The organism is Nitrincola iocasae (assembly GCF_008727795.1).
Taxonomy (GTDB): Bacteria; Pseudomonadota; Gammaproteobacteria; order Pseudomonadales; family Balneatricaceae; genus Nitrincola; species Nitrincola iocasae.
In genome coordinates this window covers 3,181,006-3,203,837 of record NZ_CP044222.1, presented here as the reverse complement: position 1 = coordinate 3,203,837, position 22,832 = coordinate 3,181,006, and the positions used below count along the sequence as shown (strand labels likewise).

The window sequence follows — 22,832 nt, the reverse complement described above, 5'->3', positions numbered from 1 at the left end:
TTAGATAACAGCTTCATTCTCAAAAATTGTGCCCTGTAAAAACCTGCTGCCTCATCCAGCAGGTTTTTTTATGTACAGGATGTACGGGCAGAAAATTGCTCCTGCATTTTCTGCATACGCGCCATCCTTGGCGCTATATGCCGCGGGCTCTAAGGATTTATACGGGCAGCTGCTGTTCCTGTGTTTTCTGCATGGGCGCCATCCTTGGCGCTACGCTATATGCCGCAGGCTCTACAGGATTTATACGGGCAAGCTGTGCTGTTCCTGTGTTTTTTACATACACGCCGTCCCTGGCGCTATATGTCCTGGTCCGGATTAGATTGCAGCAATAGTGCTGTGCTGTTCTTCAAGGCGGGTATAGGCTGATTGCATTTCTGCCAGCTTGGCGCGCTCTTTCTCCACGACTTCCGCGGGTGCCTTGCTGACAAACCCCTGGTTAGACAGCTTGCCATCCAGTCGGCTGATCTCCTTGTTGAGTTTTTCCAGTTCTTTGCTCAAACGGCTGAGTTCGGCCTCTTTATCAATGATACCAGCCATGGGTACCAGTATTTCCATCTGGCCGACCAGGGCTGTCGCTGACATAGGTGCTTCCTGCTGGCTATCCAGCAGTTCAATCAGCTCCAGCTTGGCCAGTTTGGTGAGCAGTGGGCGGGTTGCTTCCAGGCGGCGTTGATCTTCGGTTGAGGCGTTGCCAAGCCATACCGGAATCGCCTTGCCGGGTGACAAGTTCATTTCACCGCGAATATTACGAATAGCCAGCATTACTGCTTTCAGCCATTCGATGTCGGCATTGGCTTGAGTGTCAATCTTGCTGTCTTCGGCAAGCGGGTAAGCTTGCAGCATAATCGTATCGCCCTGTTTTCCGGCAAGGGGTGCAATACGTTGCCAGATCTCTTCGGTAATATAGGGCATCAGCGGGTGAGCTAAACGCAAAATAGCTTCCAGTACTCTGACTAAGGTGCGGCGCGTACCGCGTAAGCGTTCAGTCGGTGCAGATTCATCCCAAAGCACTGGCTTGGACAGTTCCAGATACCAGTCGCAGTATTCATTCCAGACAAATTCATACAGGGTGCTGGCGACCAGGTCAAAGCGGTATTCGGCAAAGTGTTTGGCAATTTGCGCTTCGGTTTCCTGCAGGCGAGAAATGATCCAGCGATCCGGCAGGGTGAGTTCCACGGTTTCTCCCTGGATGCCGCAGTCCTGCTCTTCGGTATTCATCAGTACATAACGAGCGGCGTTCCAGAGTTTGTTACAGAAGTTGCGATAGCCTTCCATGCGCTGCATATCGAACTTGATATCGCGGCCGGTCGAGGCCAGTGACAGGAAGGTAAAGCGCAGTGCATCTGTACCATAAGCGGCAATACCCTCGGGGAAGTGCTTGCGGGTCTGGTCTTCGATTTTTTTAGCCAGCTGTGGCTGCATCATGTTACCGGTGCGTTTGGCCACCAGGGTTTCCAGGTCGATGCCATCGATCAAATCCAGCGGGTCGAGTACGTTACCTTTAGACTTGGACATTTTCTGTCCATCCTGATCACGCACCAGGCCATGCACATAGACCTGTTTGAAGGGGACTTCGCCGGTGAACTTGAGGGTGAACATGATCATTCTGGCAACCCAGAAGAAGATGATGTCAAAACCGGTAACCAGGGAGCTGCTGGGGTGGAAGGTATTCAGTTCCGGGGTGTTTTCCGGCCAGCCCAGGGTGCCAAAGGTCCAGAGTCCTGAGGAGAACCAGGTATCCAGCACATCATCGTCCTGTTTCAGTGGCAGGTCATGGCTGAGTTGGTATTTGTCTCGTACTTCAGCTTCGTTACGGGCGACATAGACATTACCGCAGTCGTCATACCATGCGGGTATACGGTGACCCCACCAGAGTTGGCGAGAAATACACCAATCCTGCAGGTCACGCATCCAGGCAAAATACATGTTTTCATATTGTTTGGGGACGAATTCAATGTCGCCATTTTCCACCGCGGCAATGGCCGGTTTTGCCAGTTCTTCAACGGCGACAAACCACTGGTCGGTGAGCAGGGGCTCAATGACGACACCTGAACGATCGCCATAGGGCACTTTCAGGGCATGCGGATCAATTTTTTCCAGCAGATCGGCAGATTCAAATTCGCTGATAATCAGTTTGCGCGCATCAAAACGGTCCAGTCCCTGATACTGTTCCGGCAAACGATCATCCAGTTCGGTATTTTCACTGCTGTCAGTGTTGAAGACCTCGGCTCGTTGCAGTATCGCACCGTTGTGATCGAATATATTGATCATGGGTAGCTGGTGGCGTTTGCCGACTTCGTAGTCGTTAAAGTCATGTGCCGGGGTGATCTTCACACAACCACTACCAAACTCGGCATCGACATAATCATCGGCAATGATCGGTATGCGGCGACCGACTAAGGGTAATTCGACATACTGACCAATCAGAGAGGTGTAGCGTTTGTCGTTCGGGTTTACCGCAACCGCGGTGTCACCGAGCATGGTTTCGGGTCGTGTGGTGGCTACAATAAGGTAGTCTTTACCATCACTGGTTTTAGCACCGTCGGCAAGCGGGTAGCGGAAATGCCACAGGTGACCACTTTGATCCTTGTTTTCCACTTCCAGATCAGAGATGGCGGTGTGCAGTTTGCAGTCCCAGTTCACCAGGCGCTTGCCACGATAAATCAGCTTGTCATCATATAAGCGTACAAAAACTTCCTGTACGGCTTTGTAAAACCCCTCGTCCATGGTGAAGCGCTCACGACTCCAGTCCAGCGATGCACCCATGCGACGCAGTTGGCGAGTAATCGTGCCGCCGGATTCTTCTTTCCATTCCCAGATCTTGTCGATAAAAGCCTCGCGGCCTAGATCATGGCGGGTTTTACCTTCTTCGGCAGCCACTTTGCGCTCAACCAGCATCTGGGTGGCAATGCCGGCATGATCTGTGCCTGCTTGCCAGAGGGTGTTTTTACCCAGCATGCGCTGATGGCGGATCAGGCTGTCCATGATGGTGTCCTGGAAGGCATGGCCCATATGTAAACTACCGGTCACGTTGGGCGGCGGGATCATAATGCTGTAGGCATCTCCCTGACCTGAGGGCTTAAAGTAACCGCTCTGCTCCCATTTGTCGTACCAGGTGTTTTCAATTTCATGTGGCTGATAGGTCTTATCCATGCTCATCTCAGTAGTTAACATTCGGGACTGGGGGAAGTGACGCAAGGTGGTAATGCAATGCTTCCGCAAAAATGCGTCATTATAACGGCTGTAGCACACAGGTTGTAGGTTTGTCGGTTAGATTATTTGCGCATGTCCGTTCGGTGCATCTCATAACCCAGTTCCCGGCAGCGGCTGTAGTTCTGACGTGAGCTTGCCAGCAGCTCTGGGGCCTGGATCACCACATCGGCGATGCGTTCAAACTCAAAGGCTGCTTCCGGCAGTAAGCTAGCTGCATTGAGAAACAGCTGTCGGTGTTCGGGTAGCTGATCGCCATGACCTATGCTGATGGGGGCTGTTGGCGTATTGCCGATCAAGTGATGAGGCAGGAAACTGTCATCCCGAAAGGACCAAAGTAGTCGATCAAGGCTTTCAGCTTTTGCTTGATGGTCGGTGTGTATATAGACCTCTAGCCCCTGCTGCATGGCTTTCTGACAAACCCGACAGATGAAGACAGCGCGGCTGTCTTCATCGGCTTGAGGTAGAATGTAAAAATCAGCGCGTCGTGACATCAGTGATGCACTTCCTCGTTGACCTCAACGGCTTCGGCTTGATCAATCAGGTACTGGCAGAGTAATGAGACACAGCGTCCGGTAGCACCTTTTTCTTTGCCATTGCTATTCCAGGCGACGCCAGCGATATCCAGGTGAGCCCAAGGATAGGCTTTAGTGAAGCGCGACAGGAAACAGGCGGCCGTGATGGTGCCAGCTGAGCGGCCACCGATGTTGGCTATATCGGCAAAGTTGGAATCCAGCAGTTCCTGGTACTCATCCCATAGTGGCAATGGCCAGGCGCGGTCAGAGGCAAAGTCACCAGCTTGCTGCAGAGCTCCAGCCAGTTCATCATTATTGGACAGCAGGCCAGTGGCCTGGTGGCCCAGGGCGATAATGCAGGCACCCGTCAGCGTGGCGACATCTATGACGCTGGCCGGTTTAAAACGTTCTGCATAGGTCAGTGCGTCGCAAAGCACCAGTCGGCCTTCGGCATCGGTATTTAGAATTTCTACTGTCTGGCCTGACATGGTGGTGACAACATCGCCGGGTTTGGTGGCTTGACTACCTGGCATATTCTCGGCGGCGGCGACAATCACGACGAGGTTTATGGGCAGTTGCATCTCGGCGGCGGCTTCAACAGTACCCAAAACACTGGCGGCACCACACATGTCAAACTTCATCTCATCCATGCCTGCACCGGGTTTTAGGCTGATGCCGCCGGTGTCGAAGGTAATCCCCTTGCCAACCAGAACGTGTGGAGCATCCGTATCTTTGCCGCCATGGTATTCAATGACAATGAGTTTGGAGGGTTGCGCACTGCCACGGCCTACTGAAAGTAAGCTATGCATGCCAAGTTTTTCCATTTTTTCTTCATTAAGAATTTTAACCTTCAGGCTATCAAACTCCTCGCCCAGTGCTTTGGCTTTGTCGGCCAAATAAGTGGGGGTGCAAATATTGCCTGGCAGGTTGCCCAGTTCACGGGCGCTGCTGACACCGTTGGCAATGGCGACGCCATCCAGTAATGCACTTTCACCTAGTTCGGCGTCGTCTTCCTGGAGGTGAATAGCATACTGTTCCAGTGACACTGGATCGGATTTTTTGCTCTTGGTGCTGTCGTATTTATAAAAATCGGCAGAGGTCCATTCGGTGAACAAGCGAGTCTGTCGGTAAACGTCACTTTGATCGCTGGCCAGTCCATCGAGGGCGATAGTGACAGACTTTAGTTTCAGTTTACCTAGGACCAGGTTGATGCCTTTGACTAGTTTGCGGAAATGACGATCTTTACGTTCATCGGCTTTACCTAAGCCTGCAACCAGGACGCGTGCAGCAGAAATGCCAGCTAAATTATGCAACATCAGCAGTTCGCCCGCTTTACCCGTCAGGTCGCCGCTGTTGATCAACGTTTGAATTCCGCCGCCTGTTGCTTGATCAATCAGTGCGGCTGTCGGCGTCAGGGCACCTTCCGCTTCAATGCCAATTACCAAGCAGTCAGTGGAGAGGGTTTGCGGGGTGTCGCTGATTATTTCAAAAAACATGTTGGCTCCAGAGAAGACATTCAAAAGCGATTGATAGATAATGCCACTATAAACTATTTCCATCGTTCGAAACCATGTTCGCGACCAGGATTCTGCGTTGATCATATTCCGTTACATCACCCGCGAGGTGTTAGTCAGTACGTCCGCTGTAACGGCTGTACTGATGCTTATCATTACCAGTGCCCGCTTAATTAAATACCTGTCTGATGCCGCAGCGGGAAAGTTGCAGGCGGAGGCTGTCTTTCTGGTGTTGCTATATCGCATGCCTGGCTTCCTTGAGTTGCTCTTGCCTCTGGGGTTATTTCTGGGCATTTTGCTGGCGCTGGGGCGCTTGTGTCTCGATAGTGAGATGGTCGTGCTTAGGGCGACGGGTTTCAGTGGCAATCGCTTGTTGAGTTATGTATTTGGGCCAGCGCTGGTTGTTTCCTTGCTGGTTTTGCTGTTGAGCGCCTGGCTATCACCACTGGGATTGAATAAAGCGGATCAACTATTGGCTGTCCAGGATGCACGCAGTGAGCTTGACCTTGTGACACCTGGGCGTTTTCTGTCCCAGTCATCAGGCCAGGTTACCTATGCGGAAGCGATGCAGGGTGATCAGTTGAAGCAAGTGTTTATCTCTCAGCGTGGTGAGGATGGCCGTCCGAATATTCTGATTGCGGAGTCGGCTGAGCGACGTATATTTCCAGAAGCCCACCAACGGTTTTTAGTACTGCTGAATGGTTATCGCTTTGATGGTCGTCCTGGTGACGCTGATATGAGTCGTATCCACTATAGTGAATACGGGGTGCAGTTGGATGAGCCAGAACTGGCGGCTGAAATCCGGGAGGTGGATGCGAAGCCCACAACTATGCTACTGACTTCCTCTGAACACCGAGATTTGGCGGCTTTACACTGGCGTTTCTCTCTGCCGGTGTTGGTGCTCGTGGTGACCTTGTTAGCTGTTCCACTAAGTTATACTAACCCTCGGCAGGGACGTTTTGCCAAACTGATTCCGTCGATCCTGCTTTATCTGGCTTACATGACGTTGCTGACCACCGCCCGTTCGCAGGTTGAGTCGGGAGGATCTCCCGCCGTGCTCTGGTCTGTGCATTTTGTGTTTGTTTTTATCGCAGGCAACTTCCTCTATTTAGGGCGCTATTGGCAGCAGTTGTTCAGCTATCTTTCGCCATTGAGACGTTGGAAGCCTGGGAGGAAAGCGCTATGAAGGTGCTGGATAAGTATATTTTTAAACAGGTTGCACTGTCGGTGCTAGTGGTGTTGTTGGTTGTTCTTGGGTTGGATCTGCTGATCGCTTTTCTGGATCAGATGGATAACATGAATGAACACTATACCTTGAGTGGCGCTTTTTATTATGTGGTGTGGACTCTGCCGCGACGTCTGTATGAGTATATCCCGCTGGGAACCCTGGTTGGGGTGATGGTGGGTTTGGGCATGCTGGCCTCTCAGAGTGAGTTGACTGTGATGCGTGCGGCGGGTATTTCTACGGGACGTATTTTGCTGACGGTATTCAAACCGGTGATGTTGATGGCGCTGGTGGGGTTGCTGCTTGGGCAATTTATAGCGCCAATAACAGAGCAGCGAGCACAGAGTGTACGTGCTCTGGCGATGGCTGGTGGAGGTGCCTATTCTGATAATGGTGTCTGGCACAAAGAGGACAATACCTTCATCTTTATCAATGCCGTAGAAAGCGGTGAAATTATACACGGCGTGACACGCTATGAATTTGCTTCAGACCTGCAGCTGCTGCGTAGCAGTTTCGCGGAGCGTGGAACCTTTGAAGATGGCGCCTGGAGTCTGAGTAATATTAGTGAAACTCGTCTTCATGATGCGCATACTGAAACAGCCACCTTGGCACAAGAGCGCTGGCAAAGTGGTTTGACACCTGATTTGCTGTCGATAGTCGTGGTGGAGCCGGTCGATTTGTCTATCACCGGGCTTTGGGAGTATGCCCGTTATTTGCAAGGGCAGGGCGTAAATGCCGATGTCTATTTTCTGGCTTTCTGGGCTAAGCTGCTGCAGCCTTTGTCGATTGTGGCGCTGGTGTTAGTGGGCATTTCTTTTGTCTTCGGGCCATTAAGAAGTGTCCCTATAGGGCAGCGAATTGTGTCGGGTGTTATTCTTGGGTTGATATTCAAGTTTGCTCAGGATCTGTTGGGGCCAGCAAGTAGTGTCTATGGTTTTCCGCCCTTGCTGGCAACGTTGTTACCTATTCTGTTATGCAGTCTGGGTGGTTGGTATTTACTCCGGCGAGCGGGTTGAGGGATCTTCAATCATTTTTCTTGGGCGTTTTTGGAAGTTGTACAATGCAGCTTTCTGAAAGTTTGTCATGCCAGGCGAGCTTTTCATCACTGAACAGTATCCACAAATATCCCAGTCCGAGTGGAATAAAAGAGATGATCGCCAGCATAAAGCGCATCAGTGCACGACTCCAACTGAGGTGGTAGCCATCCAGTGTTTGTACTCTCAGGCGCCAGGCCTGCATGCCTAATGTTTGCCCAAGACGGGTCCAGAAGTAACCAAAAAATAGAAAAGTTAAGCAGAATAGTGCGGTCTTAAACAAGGGGCCTTCCACCGCTTCACCATCATTGAGTGCCACCGCAACAAAGCCGGTAACTACCCATATTGCCAAAATCAGCATGAAGTCGTATAGCATAGCCATTAGGCGCTTTATCAAGGAGGCGGGGCGGATTCCAGGGACATCAGTCCGGAAAGGACGTTTAGCCGGGCTGTTCATTGGGTGTGTTCCTGATCGTATTGAGGAGTGACTGGCAAGCGACCTTTAGGTCGCTTGCCAGAAAAGTCTAGGGGTTGATGTACTGCGTTTTGTAGCGTTCAGCCAGTTGTTTTGCAGTTTTTTCTTGCTCATCGTCCAGTTTAAGTAACAGACGTTCAGCGATAGGTCGCGCGGTTTGGTCACCCAGTTCGGCGGCATTCTGTAACCAGGCATAAGCGATAATATCGCTGTTGTAACTGGTATCAATACCATGGTCAGTGGCATAAAGGGTGCCTAGAAAAAACAGAGATTTAGTGTATCCACGATCTGCTGCTCGACGGTACCAATCTTCTGCCACTTCAAAATCCTGATCTACGCCTGTACCAAAATTGTAGCTGCGACCTAAGTTATGCCAGGCGGAAATTTCACCTTGATCAGCAGCGCGTTGGTACCAAGCGAAGGCTTCCAGTTTATTGCGTTCAACGCCCTGGCCAAATTCGAGCATTTCGCCAACCCGGTTTTGTGCTTCGCTGTTACCGGCTTCAGCCAAAGGCAATAGCTGACTGTACTCTTTGGCAAACGCTTTATTCTGTAATGCCCGCAAGCTGGTTACGCTATCAAGGTGACCCTGGTTGGCACCGATGCGATAGAGTCGAGCAGCCTCTTCTTCATCGACCTCCACACCCCAGCCATTTTCATACATCTGCCCAAGCAGGATGTTGGCATCCAGGCTGCCTTCTCTGGCCAGTAGTTGGAGTTGTTCCAGTGCTACTGTGTAATTCTCAGATTCAATGGCATCTCTGGCATCCTGAAGTGTGTCAGCACTGACGGACCCCATGTGCAGTGTCAGCATAAGTCCTGCTGCTGCAATGAAAGTTGATTTTTTCATTCAAAGTAAACCCTTCGTCTTTACCGGGATAAATAGCAAATGGCCTTAACCATCGGGATAAGGCCCTTCTCAGAAGCAGCAAATACCTGCCGATTCTTTGGCAGGGTGGATCAATGTTTCTAGTTGCTGCGAATATTAGCAAAAAAATTGACTGTCAGCACTCCGGATACTTGATCAGTGTCAGTCTTTTCTTTCAGTGCTCAGCAGCTCTACCATATAACCATCGGGATCACGCACAAATGCAAGAATGCTCTTGCCGTGTTTCATCGGGCCCGCTTCCCTGACAACTTCGCCGCCCTTGCTTTTGATTTGGTCACAGGCGGCATAAACATCATCCACTTCTATGGCAATGTGACCATAGCCTTCACCCAGGTTGTACTCATGGGTATCCCAGTTATGTGTCAATTCCAATACGCTGTTGCTGGCCTCATCACCATAGCCGACAAATGCCAGGGTGAAGCGACCTTCAGGGTAGTCTTTCTGACGCAATAGCTGCATACCAAGAATATCGGTGTAAAATTGCAGAGACTTTTCCAGATTTCCGACACGTAACATAGTATGTAAAATGCGCATGGACAGCTCCTGTTGCGGGTAATTCATTGTAAAGTGGGATCATAGAACTTGTCACGGGTTCCTGATCAGCATGAAAAATAGTTGGAATAGCGTTAAACTGTAACACACAGCGCAAGCATTTTTTTGTTAAGGAGAATAACTATGTTTCAGGATATGACAAAACAGATGACTGAGTCGATGGAACCTTTTAAAGATCTGGTGAATATCCAGACACGTATGTTGGAAGATCTGACTCGCCATCAAATGGAATGTACCAAAGCTTGTCTTGAAGCGACTATGCAGCAGACGGCTGATCTACAGAAGTGTAAGACACCGGTTGATTTGATTGAGTTGCAACAAGCATATGCAAAAGATCTGGAGCAGACTTTGCGTGCCGCAAATGAACAGAATATGAAAGCCCTGAGTGAGGCACGCAGCTCCATGGAAAAACTGGCGCGTGGTTCTGTCAATAAGGCGTCTGACACCTTGTGATGCAGACGATCGAAGAGCCAATTGGAGTTTTTTATGCCAGCACCACCGGTAACACCGAGTTGGTGGCAGAGAAAATAGCCGAGCTACTTGCCGGGCGAGCCCGGTTACATGATATTGCGGTTGAAGGTCTGGTGGCTATACCCGCTTACAAATATATGATCATGGGAATACCTACCTGGGATTTTGGTGAGCTTCAGGAAGACTGGGCTGTGCACTGGGATGCATTAGGCCAGATGGACCTGAGCGGCGTTCAGATAGCCTTGTTCGGTCTGGGCGATCAGATAGGTTATGGTGAGTGGTTTCAGGATGCCATGGGGGCGCTTCATGATTTATTACGTAACACTGGTGCACAGATGCTCGGTTATTGGTCTGTAGAAGGTTATGATTTTGAAGCATCAAAAGCCTTGACTGAAGATGGACAGCAATTTGTCGGCCTGGCATTGGATGAGGATGGTCAGTCAGGGCTGACAGACGAGCGTCTGCAAAAATGGTTGGTTGATGTTTGCAATGTCATACAAGCGAGTTAAACTGAGCTGTGTATATTAGTTCATTCTTATGCTGTGATGTTGCAACCTATAATCTGTTAATGAAATAAAGGATTGAATCATGAAGAAGCTTACATTGACCTGTCTGACTGTATCTTTACTATTTACTGCGGGAACTGTGCTGGCAGATGCCGAAAAATCGATTGAATATCGTCAGTCGGTTTTTAACGTGACCAAATGGCACATGGATCCCCTGGGTGGTATGGCGAAAGGGGAGTTGGCGTATGATGCGGATGCCGCTTTGCATCATGCTCGCCAGGTGAATGCCATGAGTCATATGGCTGAGGAAGGCTTTGCTGAAGGCACCGAAGGAGGGGATGCTAAAGCTGATATCTGGTCAAACTGGGATCAGTTCAGCGGTGGCATGGAAAAATTTCAACAAGTTAGTGCTGAACTGGTGTCTGCTGCCGAAGTCGGAACTCTTGAAGCACTGCGTCCTGCTGTAGGTGAGATGGGTAAAACCTGCAAAGGCTGTCACGATAATTTCCGCGACTGAAGTTCAATTCGCCTGATTTCTGGAGCAGCTTTGGCTGCTCCATTTGTTTAAACACCTTGTTTAAACTCTGCTCAGTAGATTCAATCAATCCCCGATATCAGTTAGAATAGCTCTCTTTTTTGCCAATGCCGGAGTTCTAGGTTCTAAAATGGAAATCAATCCGATTCTTAACAGTCTTAAAGACTTTGATGAGCGAACCACTACGCTGAAACGTTATCTTGATTACGATGGCAAACGTGAGCGTCTTGAAGAGGTGGAGCGCGAACTTGAGAATCCGGATATATGGAATAATCCGGAGAATGCACAGCAGTTAGGCCGTGAGCGCAACAGTCTTAGTACCACGGTTGAAACGCTGGATGAACTGGTTTCCGGCATCAGCGATGCGCGTGATCTGCTTGATCTGGCCGTTGAAGAAGATGACCAGGAAACCGTCACCGAAGTTGAAGCTGAAGTCAGTGCGTTGGGTAAAAAGCTGGATGATCTGGAGTTCCGTCGGATGTTTTCCGGTGAAGCAGATGCAAACAATGCGTTTGTGGATATCCAGTCCGGATCGGGCGGCACTGAAGCCCAGGACTGGGCCAACATCATGTTACGCATGTACCTGCGCTGGGGTGAAGACAAGGGCTTCAAAACAGAGTTGATTGAAGTATCCGATGGTGATGTGGCTGGCATCAAAAGTGCCACCATCCGCTTTGAAGGCGAATATGCCTTTGGGTGGTTGCGTACGGAAACGGGTGTACACCGTCTGGTACGTAAGTCACCCTTTGACTCAGGTGGTCGTCGCCATACCTCCTTTGCTTCGGTGTTTGTGTCACCGGAAATCGATGACAATATCGATATCGAGATTAATCCGGCGGATCTGCGTGTCGATGTCTACCGCGCCTCCGGGGCGGGTGGTCAGCATGTTAACCGTACCGAGTCGGCCGTGCGTATTACTCATGAGCCCTCGGGTATCGTGGTGCAAAGCCAGTCGGCCCGCTCACAGCATCAGAACCGTGATGTATGTATGAAGCAGTTGCGCTCAAAGCTGTATGAAATGGAAATGCTGAAACGTAATGCCGCCGCCCAGGAGTTGGAAGATTCCAAGGCGGATATCGGCTGGGGTAGCCAGATACGTTCCTACGTGCTGGATGATCAGCGTATCAAAGATCTGCGCACCCATGTACAGACCTCCAACTGCGATCGTGTGTTGGACGGTGATCTGGATCAGTTCATTGTAGCAAGCCTGAAAGCCGGCCTCTGATTAATCGATAATTTACAGACTAGGGTAATAACTTCATGTCCGAAGTGAATCAACCGCAAGATGAAAACCGCCTGATTGCTGAGCGTCGTGAAAAACTGCGCCAGTTACGTGAACAGCAGGGTGGTGCGTTTCCTAATACCTTTAGACGTGACAGCTATGCGGCTGACCTGCAGGCGGCGCATGGGGATAAAACCAAAGAAGTGCTGGAAGCCGAGGGTAATCTGGTCGCGGTCGCCGGACGCGTCATGCTCAACCGTGGCGCGTTTATGGTACTTCAGGACATGAGTGGCCGGATTCAGCTGTATGTAAATAAAGCTGCACGCCCTTTTGCCAAATCCCTGGACCTTGGCGATATTATCGGTGTGCGTGGGATACTGCATAAGTCAGGCAAGGGCGATCTGTATGTGGATATGGCAGAGAATGAATTACTGACTAAAAGCCTGCGACCCTTGCCGGAAAAGCACAAGGGCTTGCAGGATACCGAAATGCGCTACCGTCAGCGCTATGTCGATTTAATCACTAATGAACATTCGCGTCGGGTGTTCGAAGTACGTTCAAAGATCGTGTCCGGCATACGCCAGTATCTTGCAGCACGTCGTTTTATCGAAGCCGAAACGCCGATGCTGCACAGTATTCCCGGCGGCGCCACGGCACGTCCGTTTGTCACCCATCACAATGCGCTGGATCTGCAAATGTACCTGCGTATCGCACCAGAACTCTATCTGAAGCGTTTGGTCGTTGGCGGGTTTGAGCGGGTTTTCGAAATTAACCGTAATTTCCGTAATGAAGGCTTGTCTACCCGGCATAATCCGGAATTCACCATGATTGAATTCTATCAGGCCTATGCCGACTATCATGACCTGATGGACTTGACCGAAGATATGCTGCGCACTTTGGCCCAGGATATTCTCGGTACCACCACCCTGACCAATACCATCCGTAATGAAGACGGTGAGGTGCTGGAAGCCTTTGAATATGACTTGAGTCAGCCTTTCCGTCGCATCAGCGTGTTTGATTCCATTTTGCACTACAATCCGGACATCAAACCTGAGGCTTTGGCCGATGAGCATGCGGCTCGCCAGATCGCTGAGCGTTTGCATATCAACTTGATGGACAACTGGGGGCTCGGCCGTATCCAGATGGAAATCTTTGATAAAACTGTAGAGCATCATCTGGATCAGCCCACCTTTATCACCGAATATCCTACTGAGGTTAGCCCACTGGCACGCCTAAGTGACCATGATGCACATGTTACTGACCGCTTTGAGTTCTTTGTCGGTGGTCGAGAGCTGGCCAATGGTTTCTCGGAGCTTAACGATGCCGAAGATCAGGCTGAGCGTTTTCGCCGACAAGTGGCGGAAAAAGATGCCGGTGACGATGAAGCCATGCATTACGATGCTGATTATATCAATGCGCTGGAATATGGTCTGCCACCCACTGCCGGTGAAGGTATAGGGATTGACCGTTTGGTGATGTTGTTTACCGATTCACCGTCTATTCGTGATGTCGTGTTGTTCCCCGCCATGCGGCCGCGCGGTTAAACCATGGCACTGGAAAGCGCGCCGAGCTGGAAGCCTTATCTGGATGAGGAGTTTCAGAAGCCCTATATGCAGGCGCTGAAACAGTTTCTGCGCGCGGAAAAAGATCGACATAAAGTGATTTTTCCGCCGTCGTCTGACTGGTTTCATGCTCTGGAGGCTACGCCGCCAGAGCGGGTGAGCGTGGTGATTCTCGGACAGGACCCTTACCATCAACCGGGGCAGGCACACGGTTTGTGTTTCTCGGTGAAGCCGGGTGTGCGTATTCCACCGTCGCTGCAGAATATTTACAAAGAGCTGCAGGCCGATTTGGGGATTCAGCCCCCTGGGCATGGATTTTTGGACAGTTGGGCGGCTCAGGGTGTGCTGCTGCTTAACGCCGTGCTCACAGTTGAACAGGGGCAGGCCAATGCACATCAGGGCCAGGGCTGGGAGACCTTCACCGACAAAGTGGTTGAGGTGGTTAATCAGCAATGTGATCGGGTGGTGTTTATGCTCTGGGGCAGTTACGCCCAGAAAAAAGGTGCAGGTATCGATAGGCAACGTCATTTGGTACTTAAGGCGCCACACCCCTCACCGCTTTCGGCCCATCGCGGATTTCTGGGGTGTCGTCACTTCAGTCAGGCCAATCAATGGCTGATTGAACAGGGACGCGCGCCGATCAATTGGCAGTTGCCTGCACTGGTTTGATCAGCGTTTACTTTCAAACAGCCGGGCATCCAGGCTGTAAGGAAGCTCTAACAGTTGCAGTGGGCTCTGATCCGGCAGCAATACTGTGTCAGTCTCGGCGCGTGCCTTCAGTATCACTGCTAGCAACTCAAATTCACCGGCCCGTCCGGTTTCAGCCGCCAGTACTACCTGACCTATGCCATCTTTGTCATCACAGTGCAGCGGTGTGCCCGGAAGGGGTAGGGTTTTGCTCTGCACCCGGGCGCGATACATAGGGCGCTTCAATTGGCCACGATGCTGTAGACGCGTGATAATCTCCTGTCCGGTATAACAGCCTTTGCGAAAACTGATCCCCTCAAACTCCTGCAGGTTGGTCATCTGTGGAATAAAGGCTTCGGACGTTTCCTGTCGCAGATCGGGGATACCTGCCTGAATATCACTTAGCAGCCATTGTTGCAGAGGCATTACTGCGGCAGTCGCCTGAAGTTTAGTTAGCAGGGGTTTTAGTGCGGCTGCTTCAGCCCAAAGTTCATAGCGCTGCTTGCCGACACAAACAAAGCTGATCTGCTCTAGCTGAAGACTCTGTCCCGGCTGGGTGGGTAAACTCTCAGCGGGTAGACCTGCCAATTGGCTAAGCCTTGCGGTAGTTGCCTTTCCTTGTACGCCCAGTCCAACAAGGTCGCTAGCTATCTCAGCGGTGGCTTTGGAAAATATGATGTATTTTTTTAACTGTGCCAGGGCTTTTTCACTCAGATCCTGACTGCCTCTAAGCCAGAAAACACTCTCCTCAGGCTGAATCACTCGGAACAGACTCAACATATGGCCTTTGATATTGCAGTGTGCTCCGAGTCGGGTCATCTCTGTGCCGATATCACGTAGGTCGCAGCTGAGTTGTCCCTGCAGAAAGCTGAAAGCATCTTTGCCCTCGACCCTAATCACCTGCTGGTGCTGCAAGGGTGTGAACAGGCAGTCACTGGCCGGATCGGAAAACGGTCCGACAATACCAACCTCTTCAAAGCTCAACTGAGTGGGTAGAGCCAGTGTGCGCCAAAAGCTGTGCATAGCCAGATTCATCCTGTGATACAAAAATCATTAAGACTTCTATTGTAGACAAGGATGCGACAGGATTCATCCGCTGCCTTGTGGGGTTATTCCGTTGTGCTTTGCTTGATACGACCGATTGCACTTCCCAGTGTGACAGGGCTGCCCGCGGTGAGTGTGCTCTGCCATTCAACGGCATCCTTGCCGAACAGTAAGATCACAGTAGAGCCCAATTTGAAGCGCCCCATCTCGTCACCTTTGCTCAGGCTGATACTGTCATCGTAGCGCTTACCCAGCACCAGCGGTGTTTTTTGCATGGGAGCTACGTGCCCCTGCCAAACGACTTCGATACCGGCAACGATCATCGCCCCGACAAGTACCATGGCCATCGGGCCGATTTCCGTGTCAAACAGCGCCACCAGGCGTTCATTGCGGGCGAACAGCTGGTCTATCTGCTCGGCGGTGACCTGATTGACTGACCAGAGGTCTCCGGGAATATAAACAGTTTCGCGCAGTACCCCGCTGATGGGCATGTGTACTCGGTGATAATCGCGTGGAGACAGGTAAATGGTGGCAAAACTACCATTGATAAATTCGGCGGCACGAGACTCATTTCCGCCTAGTAAGGTCGTTAGCGAATAGCTTCGCCCTTTGGCCTGAAACAGGCGACCATACTCGATCGGCCCTGCTTGACTCACGGCGCCGTCTGCTGGCGAGACCAGCGTATCCTGATCCTTGTCGATGGGACGGGCATCTGCATTTAATGCACGGGTAAAAAAGGCGTTGAAGTTGGCATAAGCCAGTGGATCGGTTTCCTGAGCGTCGAGCATGTCGACACGATAGCGTTTATGAAACCAGCTGATAAACAGATTCTTTATCCACACAACGCGGCAATCGGCCAGTTTGCCGACAGCGCGTGATAACAAGTGCTGGGGGATCAGAGTTTGCAGCAGAATAAAAAGACGATCTTTCACGGCTATTCCTGTGGTGATTGTTTCAGGGCCAGTACGGCAGATGAACCTAAATAACGAAAGCGCTCAAAGTAAAACTCGTCCATGGGGGGCGCCTGCTGGCCTTGGTCTGCATAAATAATGGCAAGTGGCCCTGATGGCCCGAACAGTGACATCATCAGCCAGTCATGAGCTGGCAGGCAGTTTTCAAAATCGCTTGGTAGCATTGGCATCAGGCGATTATAAGTACGGTAATTATACCAGATGCAGGTAGGCTTATCGCAAAGTCGTTTGAACAGGCTGGGGATTTCCAGGTTGTTAGTATATTGAGTCAGCGGATGCTGGCTATCAAAGCCTTCGTTGATCAGGGGTTTAAGTTGATGCTGGTTTATCTGCATAATGCTTACACGCGGCATGCCCAGGCCCTCATGGACGCCTTGTAACAACATTCTTAACACCTGATCGGCCTTACGGTAGTTAGCATCCGTTTGTCGAAGGGATGAGATGATATTGTCATACAGTGGCTGGTCCAGAAACGAGGCGGCGGTGGGTGCACTTGGCTTATCTGAGGGTTGCGTTGATGCAGAAGACGGCGATTCTGCCCGCCTCAGGCTACTGACGGCGGGGGCTGTTTCATACAGTTTTTGACGTTCTGATTTGCCTAATATTCCCGGCGTCGGTTGCGCAGAAGGAATCAGTAGCAGCTCACTGGCGGGCGACAACACCCCGGGCAGATGGTACTGTCTGGCCGACACGGCACAGGTGGTATGTAAGCGCGCCAGCGTTGCGTTTTGATCGAGTCTCAGATAATCGCCGATGATTTCATAGAGACGGCGCGCCTTAGGCGTGTTCCAGCCACGGGTAGCCGTTAATGCCAGCCAGTTAGCCAGCTTAACAGCAAAAAAAGGTTGTTGCAGAAAGTGATTGACCTCGCGCAGATCCTTGCCATCCAGGCGTGGATCACCCATCGCCTTGAGATGTAGCTTGTTTAGCAGGTTTGATGACGGTGAGGTGTCGTGGCTCAGTGCCTCAACAGTCAGTTCCGGCAATTTCCACCGCTGTGCCAGGCGATAGCCCAACTCCTGGAGCGTACAACCGAACACATCAAATTCTGCCAGGGCTACATCGACACCATCTTCTATCACTTTGCGCTGATAGGCTTCCTTATGCAGCGGTGCATAAAGCCAGGCGCACCAGTGTATAAAGCCATAAAGCAAAGCAGATAGTTTGACTTCTTCGGTGTTGCTGGCATTTTTTCTTTCCTGCCAGTCGGCGGCCTGGGTAGCGGCATGATGGCTGTCAGCCACGGCGCGCATAAACAGGGTATGGACTGTACTGGTAGGATTTAGCCTGAAACTCTTAACCTGGCTGAGTAATTGAGTGATTTGATCAAATCCGAGCGTTTGAACGGCATGGTCTATCCCGGCAATCTTGCCTTCCTTGTCGCTGAGTAGTGCTTGTGCGGCCCGGGTCACATGTAAACAAAGAACCGGATCAGTACGGATGATCGGTGCCAGCGTTAACAGGTTACTGGATGGATGATCGAGGGCCTTGTTCAGTCGAGCAGCCGTGCTGGCTCGGACAGGTAGTGACTTGTCCTGAAAAAAATCGAGCCACTCATTCAGGCCGACGGGGGAGGTGGGGGTTCGAGACATGGGCAGTTCCGGTAAGGCTGTCCTGAAAAATTCAGTTTACAGGGTTTCTTGCATGGAGTTAAGAATCATGCGGTAGCTTTTAAAACGCTGCTCGGATATTTCTCCCTTATCCACGGCACCCATGAGCGCACATCCGGGTTCCTGAAGGTGCTTGCAGTCACGAAAACGACAGTGACCAATAAAAGGTCGGAACTCGATAAAACCCTCCAGTACTTCATCTTCGTGCATATGCCAAAGGCCGAATTCGCGAATACCCGGCGAGTCAATCAGGTCGCCACCATCCGGCATGTGGAACAGTCTGGCAGTTGTGGTGGTGTGTTTGCCTTTGCCACTTTGTTCCGAGAGTCCTCCGACTTTCAGATCAATACCGGGTAGTAATGCATTGATCAGTGACGATTTTCCGACACCTGATTGACCGACAAATACGCTGATGCGGCCATTCAGTAGTGCTTTTAATTCAGTTAGACCTGATTGCTCGGTAGTTGATGCTTCGAGTATGCGGTAGCCGATCTGCCGGTACAAGGCCAACATGGGGTCCAGCCAGACTTTATTTTCCGGGGTTATCAAGTCAGTTTTGTTCAGCAGCAGCACGGGTTCAATTTCCGAGCGTTCGCAAGCAATCAGATAGCGGTCAATCAGGTTGGCATGGGCTCTGGGTTCCGGCGCCAGGGTAATGACGATCTGATCTATATTGGCTGCAACGGGTTTCAACTCGCCATGGTTGTTGGGGCGTTGCAACTGATTATGGCGTGGCAGCACGGCAACCACTACGCCGCCATCTGGAGAGCGGCGCCAGATCACCCGATCGCCGGTAACCAGTTGTCCTAGATGAGTGCGCAAATGACAGCGTACGATAGCCCCCTGCGTGTCGCCTTCCAGCGCTTCAACATCCACCTGTTTGCCAAAGTGGGAAATGATCAGCCCGTTTTGCTCAGTGCCCAGTTCTCCACCACTAAGCTGTTCTTCAATCTGGGTTTCCTTGCGATTGGCACGGTCGGTGCGTTCCTGCTGGATCTTACTGATGCGCCAGGATTGGCGGCGGGTGACTTTGCGTTTACTCATGCGTAGGTGTGCTTTCCTGAGGGTCGGGTTTTGGACTACGTTCTTTATAGAAGATAAGGTAATCTATAGTGCAACTTTAATACAGTCTTATAACTGGAGAATAGCGGATGCCGCGACAGAATGCCCTGCTGTGGATAGATCTGGAAATGACCGGGCTGGATCCGGAAAAAGACCGGATCATTGAAATGGCTGCAATTGTCACCGATGCTGATTTGAACTCACTGGCGGAAAGCCCTGTGATTACGGTACATCAGCCAGACAGCTTGCTAGCACAAATGGATGAGTGGTGTACCCGTCAGCACGGACAGTCAGGTCTGACGGCACGGGTGCGCGAATGTCGTGTTACCGAGGCCGAAGCTGAGCAGCAGATGCTGGCATTCGTGCGCCAGTATACTGATAAGGGCGTTTCACCTATGTGTGGTAACAGCATCGGTCAGGATCGCCGCTTTCTGGTGAAATACATGCCGGAGCTGGAAGCGCACTTTCATTATCGCAATATCGATGTGAGCAGTATCAAAGAGCTGGCGAAGCGTTGGAAACCCTCGATCATGAGTGGTATTAAAAAGAAGGGCGCTCACCTGGCGTTGGATGATATTCGTGATTCTATTGAAGAGATGCGTTATTACCGCCGGCATCTGTTTCGCCTCTGAGTCGAGCCAGGGCCCAGTGGATATGTTCAGCCAGCATAGCTGAACAGTCGGATTGCAGGCGTTGATTTAACGCGGCTTCCACCTCGGGCCCTCCACGGCTATTACCCAGCGCTACAGCCAGGTTGCGTTGCCAGCCTTCAAAGCCGGTTCGTCGGATCGCAGAGCCCTCGGTGCGCTTGAGAAACGTCGCTTCGTCCCATGCAAACAGGCTTAACAGGTCTATGTCATCTAACTGATGCCTGGGTTTAAAGTCGCTTTCTTGTGAGTGTTTGGCAAAGCGGTTCCAGGGGCATATCAACTGACAGTCGTCACAGCCAAAAATCCGATTACCCATTTTTGCCCGTAGCTCTACCGGTATGGGGCCTTTGAGTTCAATGGTCAGGTAGGAAATGCAGCGGCGTGCGTCCAGCACATAAGGACGAGGGAAAGCCTGAGTGGGACAGATATCCAGGCAGGCACGGCAACTGCCGCAGTGGCTGTTTGTTTCTGGCGCATCAACGGGCAAGGGTAAATTGATGAACAGTTCGCCGAGAAAAAACCACGAACCAGCCTGGCGGTTAAGCAGTAGCGTATGTTTACCTATCCAACCCAGTCCGGCATTGCGTGCAATCGGGCGCTCCAGTATCGGTGCACTATCAACAAATGGGCGAAAAGTGCTGTTTTGCTGTAAGTGTTCATCAATGCGTTGGCCCAGTTGCTGTATGCGTTTACGCATCAGTTTGTGATAATCCCTGCCCAGGGTATAGCGGGCGATATAGGCTTTATGTGGATTATTGAGTATGCGCAGGGTCTCAGTCTCAGGGGGCAAGTAATCCATGCGCAGGCTGATGATACGCTGGGTGCCTGGGAGCAGTTGTGACGCGTCCAGCCGTTTAGGTTGATGCTGCTCCAGCCAGCGCATTTCGCCATGCATACCCTGGTCCAGCCATTCTGTCAGGCTGTCAGCTTCGGCTGACAGGTCTGTGTCAGTGATGGCACACTGTTGAAATCCCAGTTCGCCGGCCCAGTGTTTAATCTTGCCAGCCAGTTCGGCGAGTGACAGGGTGTCGGGGAGGGGTTGATTTTGCTTGCTCTGTTCGCTATGCATGCCAGAATAACAATTAAAGATTAAGGAGAATACGGCATGATCACTCGAACCACACTGCCTTCGACATTATACACAGCTGAGCAGTCACGTGCGCTGGATCAGCAGGCAACCGAGGCTTTCGGTATCCCGGGCTTTCGTTTGATGCAGCGTGCCGGACATGCTTTGTTTGCGGTGATACTGCAACAATGGCCGCAGGTTAAGCGCCTGACACTGCTTTGTGCGACTGGCAATAATGGCGGTGATGGGCTGATTGTAGCGGGATTGGCTCAGCAACAGGGCCTTGATGTGCAGGTGCTGACCCTGGGTGAGGAACCTTATGCTGATCAGCTTCAGGGCGAGGCGCTGGAGGCCTGGCGCTGGGCTGAAGCTGTTGGCGTGACAACGCAGCCCTGGTCAGCGCAGCTGGAATTGAGCGGTGAGGTTATAGTGGATGCAATGCTCGGTACGGGCATCAAGGGTGATGTAAGAGGCCAGGTTCGTGACGCCATCATCAAGTTGAATCATCAAAGTCGTCCGGTGGTGGCAGTGGATATTCCCTCAGGTCTGTGCAGTGATACCGGTCAGGTATTGGGTGTGGCGGTCAAAGCGGTTATTACGCTGACATTTATTGGTGTCAAACAGGGATTGCTGACACATGAAGGGGTGAATTACTGCGGCAGCTTACGTTTTGACAGCTTGCGCGTGCCGGATGAACTCTATGAACGCGTGCCTGTCAGTGCATTTCGAACCGATCAGGATGATCTGCAAGAGCTGTTGCCTGCACGTCAGCGCTCGGCGCATAAGGGCTGCTTTGGTCATCTGCTGGTTGTCGGTGGCGGTTTGGGATTGGGTGGTGCGGCACTAATGGCAGCCCAGAGTGCTGCGCGTAGCGGCAGTGGTCTGGTGTCTCTGGCCACGCGACATGAGCATGTTGCGGCGGCTTTGACTCGCCTGCCAGAAGTTATGGCGTTGGGGGTTGGTTCCGGTCAGGAGGTGGTGCCTCTGCTAGAGAAAGCCAGCGTTGTTGTTGCCGGTCCCGGTTTAGGTAATAGTGCCTGGGCGGATCAGTTAATGCAGCAGGTGTTGAGCTCGGACAAATTTCAGGTGCTGGATGCCGATGCGTTGAATTACCTGACAAGTGCTACAGATCGCTACAGCTATCGACGGGTGATTACACCCCATCCCGGCGAAGCCGCACGGCTGCTGGGCTGTTCTGTGAGTGAGGTGCAGCAGGACCGCTTTGCCGCTATTAAGGCGTTGCAGTTGCGCTTTGGTGGTACCGTGGTGCTTAAGGGCGCTGGATCACTGACCTTCGATGGCGATGTAATCCACCTTTGTAGCGCCGGTAACCCGGGGATGGCCAGTGGTGGCATGGGGGATGTATTGTCAGGCATAATCGGCGCATTAATGGCGCAGGGATTGAAACCGGTCGATGCGGCTCGCCTGGGTGTGTATGCCCATGCTGTAGCCGCTGACCGGTGTGTGGCAAAATCGGGAGAGCGTGGTTTGCTGGCAACCGATCTGATCCCTGAAGTGCGCCGTGTATTAAATGGTTTAGGAGAGCAGGTAATTGATCAATAGCGTTTATCTGGCTGATGATGCGGCAACCATTCAGTTTGGTGTCTGGCTTGCTGAGGCCGTGGGGACACAGGGTGCGGTGGTTTTTTTGCACGGTGATCTCGGTATGGGCAAAACCACACTGTGTCGGGGTGTAATGCAGTCGTTGGGGCATCAGGGTGCGGTTAAAAGTCCGACCTACACCTTGGTTGAGCCCTATGAGTTACCTGATAAAACCGTTTACCATTTTGATCTGTATAGACTTTCAGACCCTGAAGAGCTGGAATACTTTGGTATTCGTGATTATTTCGCTGAGCAGGCACTTTGCCTTATCGAGTGGCCGGAAAAAGGGTTGGGCTGGTTGCCTGCAGCGGATCTTGAGTTAACTTTAAGTGAAAATTTACCTGGTCGATGTATAAAGTGGTCAAAAAACACTCAAAAAGGGTGTATGATTGCCGATAGAATAGTAAAGAAATTGAATGGGTAAGCGCAT

General features: G+C 51.4%; 22 protein-coding genes. 11 read left to right on the top strand and 11 right to left on the bottom strand.

Translation table 11 applies throughout. The features are described 5' to 3' along the window. Window positions 1-315 precede the first annotated feature (315 nt). From F5I99_RS14730 to F5I99_RS14720, 3 genes are all read right to left on the bottom strand, one after another. Window positions 316-3,153 (bottom strand): valine--tRNA ligase, encoded by a 2,838-nt coding sequence (locus F5I99_RS14730; protein WP_151057287.1) that lies wholly within the window; start codon window positions 3,151-3,153, stop codon window positions 316-318. 122 nt (window positions 3,154-3,275) lie between these two features. Beyond that, the gene (locus F5I99_RS14725) at window positions 3,276-3,704 is read right to left on the bottom strand and encodes a DNA polymerase III subunit chi (RefSeq protein WP_151057285.1); all 429 of its coding nucleotides are present in this window, start codon (window positions 3,702-3,704) and stop codon (window positions 3,276-3,278) included. Next, window positions 3,704-5,221 (bottom strand): leucyl aminopeptidase, encoded by a 1,518-nt coding sequence (locus F5I99_RS14720; RefSeq protein WP_151057283.1) that lies wholly within the window; start codon window positions 5,219-5,221, stop codon window positions 3,704-3,706. The genes F5I99_RS14725 and F5I99_RS14720 overlap by 1 nt, the downstream gene beginning before the upstream one ends. A gap of 97 nt (window positions 5,222-5,318) precedes the next feature. Here F5I99_RS14720 and lptF point away from each other — a divergent pair, with 97 nt between their 5' ends. Further along, the gene (gene lptF / locus F5I99_RS14715; RefSeq protein WP_151057281.1) at window positions 5,319-6,425 is read left to right on the top strand and encodes an LPS export ABC transporter permease LptF; all 1,107 of its coding nucleotides are present in this window, start codon (window positions 5,319-5,321) and stop codon (window positions 6,423-6,425) included. Continuing rightward, window positions 6,422-7,480: an LPS export ABC transporter permease LptG gene (gene lptG / locus F5I99_RS14710; protein WP_151057279.1), complete on the top strand. Its 1,059-nt coding sequence runs from the start codon at window positions 6,422-6,424 to the stop codon at window positions 7,478-7,480. Before lptF ends, lptG begins: the two co-directional genes overlap by 4 nt. Before the next feature lie 7 nt (window positions 7,481-7,487). Here the strand turns inward: lptG and F5I99_RS14705 are convergent, their stop codons facing one another. The 3 genes from F5I99_RS14705 to gloA all read right to left on the bottom strand — a co-directional run bounded on the left by F5I99_RS14705 (window position 7,488) and on the right by gloA (window position 9,396). After that, on the bottom strand, window positions 7,488-7,955 hold the full coding sequence (locus F5I99_RS14705; protein WP_151057277.1) for an RDD family protein: 468 nt from the start codon (window positions 7,953-7,955) through the stop codon (window positions 7,488-7,490). A gap of 67 nt (window positions 7,956-8,022) precedes the next feature. Next, window positions 8,023-8,823 carry a tetratricopeptide repeat protein gene (locus tag F5I99_RS14700; RefSeq protein ID WP_151057275.1) on the bottom strand — a complete coding sequence of 267 codons (801 nt, stop codon included), beginning with the start codon at window positions 8,821-8,823 and terminating at the stop codon, window positions 8,023-8,025. Between the two features lie 180 nt (window positions 8,824-9,003). Next, entirely contained in the window at window positions 9,004-9,396 is a 393-nt protein-coding gene (gene gloA, locus F5I99_RS14695) for a lactoylglutathione lyase (RefSeq protein ID WP_151057273.1), read from the bottom strand. A 141-nt stretch (window positions 9,397-9,537) separates the two neighbouring features. Here gloA and F5I99_RS14690 point away from each other — a divergent pair, with 141 nt between their 5' ends. From F5I99_RS14690 to ung, 6 genes are all read left to right on the top strand, one after another. Continuing rightward, window positions 9,538-9,867 carry a phasin family protein gene (locus F5I99_RS14690; RefSeq protein WP_151057271.1) on the top strand — a complete coding sequence of 110 codons (330 nt, stop codon included), beginning with the start codon at window positions 9,538-9,540 and terminating at the stop codon, window positions 9,865-9,867. Continuing rightward, window positions 9,867-10,394, top strand: coding sequence for a flavodoxin FldB (fldB, locus tag F5I99_RS14685; RefSeq protein WP_151059238.1), 528 nt, complete (start codon window positions 9,867-9,869; stop codon window positions 10,392-10,394). The genes F5I99_RS14690 and fldB overlap by 1 nt, the downstream gene beginning before the upstream one ends. A 79-nt stretch (window positions 10,395-10,473) precedes the next feature. Continuing rightward, a complete protein-coding gene (locus F5I99_RS14680; protein ID WP_151057269.1) occupies window positions 10,474-10,908 on the top strand; it encodes a c-type cytochrome in 435 nt (144 codons plus the stop codon). 148 nt (window positions 10,909-11,056) lie between these two features. Continuing rightward, a complete protein-coding gene (prfB, locus tag F5I99_RS14675; protein WP_151057267.1) occupies window positions 11,057-12,151 on the top strand; it encodes a peptide chain release factor 2 in 1,095 nt (364 codons plus the stop codon). Between the two features lie 35 nt (window positions 12,152-12,186). Continuing rightward, entirely contained in the window at window positions 12,187-13,692 is a 1,506-nt protein-coding gene (lysS, locus tag F5I99_RS14670; protein WP_151057265.1) for a lysine--tRNA ligase, read from the top strand. A 3-nt stretch (window positions 13,693-13,695) separates the two neighbouring features. Next, the gene (ung, locus tag F5I99_RS14665; protein WP_151057263.1) at window positions 13,696-14,379 is read left to right on the top strand and encodes a uracil-DNA glycosylase; all 684 of its coding nucleotides are present in this window, start codon (window positions 13,696-13,698) and stop codon (window positions 14,377-14,379) included. On the opposite strand, the gene ygfZ is transcribed toward ung, so the two are convergent. The 4 genes from ygfZ to rsgA all read right to left on the bottom strand — a co-directional run bounded on the left by ygfZ (window position 14,380) and on the right by rsgA (window position 19,066). Then, window positions 14,380-15,420 carry a CAF17-like 4Fe-4S cluster assembly/insertion protein YgfZ gene (gene ygfZ, locus F5I99_RS14660; RefSeq protein ID WP_191905866.1) on the bottom strand — a complete coding sequence of 347 codons (1,041 nt, stop codon included), beginning with the start codon at window positions 15,418-15,420 and terminating at the stop codon, window positions 14,380-14,382. Window positions 15,421-15,506: 86 nt separating this feature from the next. Beyond that, complete coding sequence (gene asd, locus F5I99_RS14655) at window positions 15,507-16,373, bottom strand: archaetidylserine decarboxylase (RefSeq protein ID WP_151057259.1); 867 nt, start codon at window positions 16,371-16,373, stop codon at window positions 15,507-15,509. 2 nt (window positions 16,374-16,375) lie between these two features. Next, a complete protein-coding gene (locus tag F5I99_RS14650) occupies window positions 16,376-18,004 on the bottom strand; it encodes an HDOD domain-containing protein (RefSeq protein WP_151057257.1) in 1,629 nt (542 codons plus the stop codon). Window positions 18,005-18,040: 36 nt separating this feature from the next. Beyond that, complete coding sequence (rsgA, locus tag F5I99_RS14645; protein ID WP_151057255.1) at window positions 18,041-19,066, bottom strand: small ribosomal subunit biogenesis GTPase RsgA; 1,026 nt, start codon at window positions 19,064-19,066, stop codon at window positions 18,041-18,043. A gap of 107 nt (window positions 19,067-19,173) precedes the next feature. Here rsgA and orn point away from each other — a divergent pair, with 107 nt between their 5' ends. After that, a complete protein-coding gene (orn, locus tag F5I99_RS14640) occupies window positions 19,174-19,716 on the top strand; it encodes an oligoribonuclease (RefSeq protein ID WP_151057253.1) in 543 nt (180 codons plus the stop codon). On the opposite strand, the gene queG is transcribed toward orn, so the two are convergent. Continuing rightward, window positions 19,670-20,803 (bottom strand): tRNA epoxyqueuosine(34) reductase QueG, encoded by a 1,134-nt coding sequence (gene queG / locus F5I99_RS14635; protein ID WP_151057251.1) that lies wholly within the window; start codon window positions 20,801-20,803, stop codon window positions 19,670-19,672. The genes orn and queG overlap by 47 nt on opposite strands. Before the next feature lie 36 nt (window positions 20,804-20,839). On the opposite strand from queG, the gene F5I99_RS14630 reads away from it, so the two are divergent. After that, entirely contained in the window at window positions 20,840-22,363 is a 1,524-nt protein-coding gene (locus tag F5I99_RS14630) for an NAD(P)H-hydrate dehydratase (RefSeq protein WP_191905865.1), read from the top strand. Then, window positions 22,353-22,826: a tRNA (adenosine(37)-N6)-threonylcarbamoyltransferase complex ATPase subunit type 1 TsaE gene (gene tsaE / locus F5I99_RS14625; RefSeq protein WP_225307429.1), complete on the top strand. Its 474-nt coding sequence runs from the start codon at window positions 22,353-22,355 to the stop codon at window positions 22,824-22,826. The genes F5I99_RS14630 and tsaE overlap by 11 nt, the downstream gene beginning before the upstream one ends. Window positions 22,827-22,832: the final 6 nt, after the last annotated feature.

What these genes read in the sequence shown, in the direction of transcription:
- F5I99_RS14690 (WP_151057271.1), top strand. Translation starts at nt 9,538, where the DNA reads ATGTTTCAGGATATGACAAAACAGATGACTGAGTCGATGGAACCTTTT.
- lysS (WP_151057265.1), top strand. Translation starts at nt 12,187, where the DNA reads ATGTCCGAAGTGAATCAACCGCAAGATGAAAACCGCCTGATTGCTGAG.
- lptG (WP_151057279.1), top strand. Translation starts at nt 6,422, where the DNA reads ATGAAGGTGCTGGATAAGTATATTTTTAAACAGGTTGCACTGTCGGTG.
- prfB (WP_151057267.1), top strand. Translation starts at nt 11,057, where the DNA reads ATGGAAATCAATCCGATTCTTAACAGTCTTAAAGACTTTGATGAGCGA.
- F5I99_RS14730 (WP_151057287.1), bottom strand. Translation starts at nt 3,153, where the DNA reads ATGGATAAGACCTATCAGCCACATGAAATTGAAAACACCTGGTACGAC.
- fldB (WP_151059238.1), top strand. Translation starts at nt 9,867, where the DNA reads ATGCAGACGATCGAAGAGCCAATTGGAGTTTTTTATGCCAGCACCACC.
- F5I99_RS14725 (WP_151057285.1), bottom strand. Translation starts at nt 3,704, where the DNA reads ATGTCACGACGCGCTGATTTTTACATTCTACCTCAAGCCGATGAAGAC.
- gloA (WP_151057273.1), bottom strand. Translation starts at nt 9,396, where the DNA reads ATGCGCATTTTACATACTATGTTACGTGTCGGAAATCTGGAAAAGTCT.
- F5I99_RS14700 (WP_151057275.1), bottom strand. Translation starts at nt 8,823, where the DNA reads ATGAAAAAATCAACTTTCATTGCAGCAGCAGGACTTATGCTGACACTG.
- F5I99_RS14650 (WP_151057257.1), bottom strand. Translation starts at nt 18,004, where the DNA reads ATGTCTCGAACCCCCACCTCCCCCGTCGGCCTGAATGAGTGGCTCGAT.
- rsgA (WP_151057255.1), bottom strand. Translation starts at nt 19,066, where the DNA reads ATGAGTAAACGCAAAGTCACCCGCCGCCAATCCTGGCGCATCAGTAAG.
- F5I99_RS14630 (WP_191905865.1), top strand. Translation starts at nt 20,840, where the DNA reads ATGATCACTCGAACCACACTGCCTTCGACATTATACACAGCTGAGCAG.
- queG (WP_151057251.1), bottom strand. Translation starts at nt 20,803, where the DNA reads ATGCATAGCGAACAGAGCAAGCAAAATCAACCCCTCCCCGACACCCTG.
- F5I99_RS14680 (WP_151057269.1), top strand. Translation starts at nt 10,474, where the DNA reads ATGAAGAAGCTTACATTGACCTGTCTGACTGTATCTTTACTATTTACT.
- orn (WP_151057253.1), top strand. Translation starts at nt 19,174, where the DNA reads ATGCCGCGACAGAATGCCCTGCTGTGGATAGATCTGGAAATGACCGGG.
- F5I99_RS14720 (WP_151057283.1), bottom strand. Translation starts at nt 5,221, where the DNA reads ATGTTTTTTGAAATAATCAGCGACACCCCGCAAACCCTCTCCACTGAC.
- ung (WP_151057263.1), top strand. Translation starts at nt 13,696, where the DNA reads ATGGCACTGGAAAGCGCGCCGAGCTGGAAGCCTTATCTGGATGAGGAG.
- F5I99_RS14705 (WP_151057277.1), bottom strand. Translation starts at nt 7,955, where the DNA reads ATGAACAGCCCGGCTAAACGTCCTTTCCGGACTGATGTCCCTGGAATC.
- ygfZ (WP_191905866.1), bottom strand. Translation starts at nt 15,420, where the DNA reads ATGCACAGCTTTTGGCGCACACTGGCTCTACCCACTCAGTTGAGCTTT.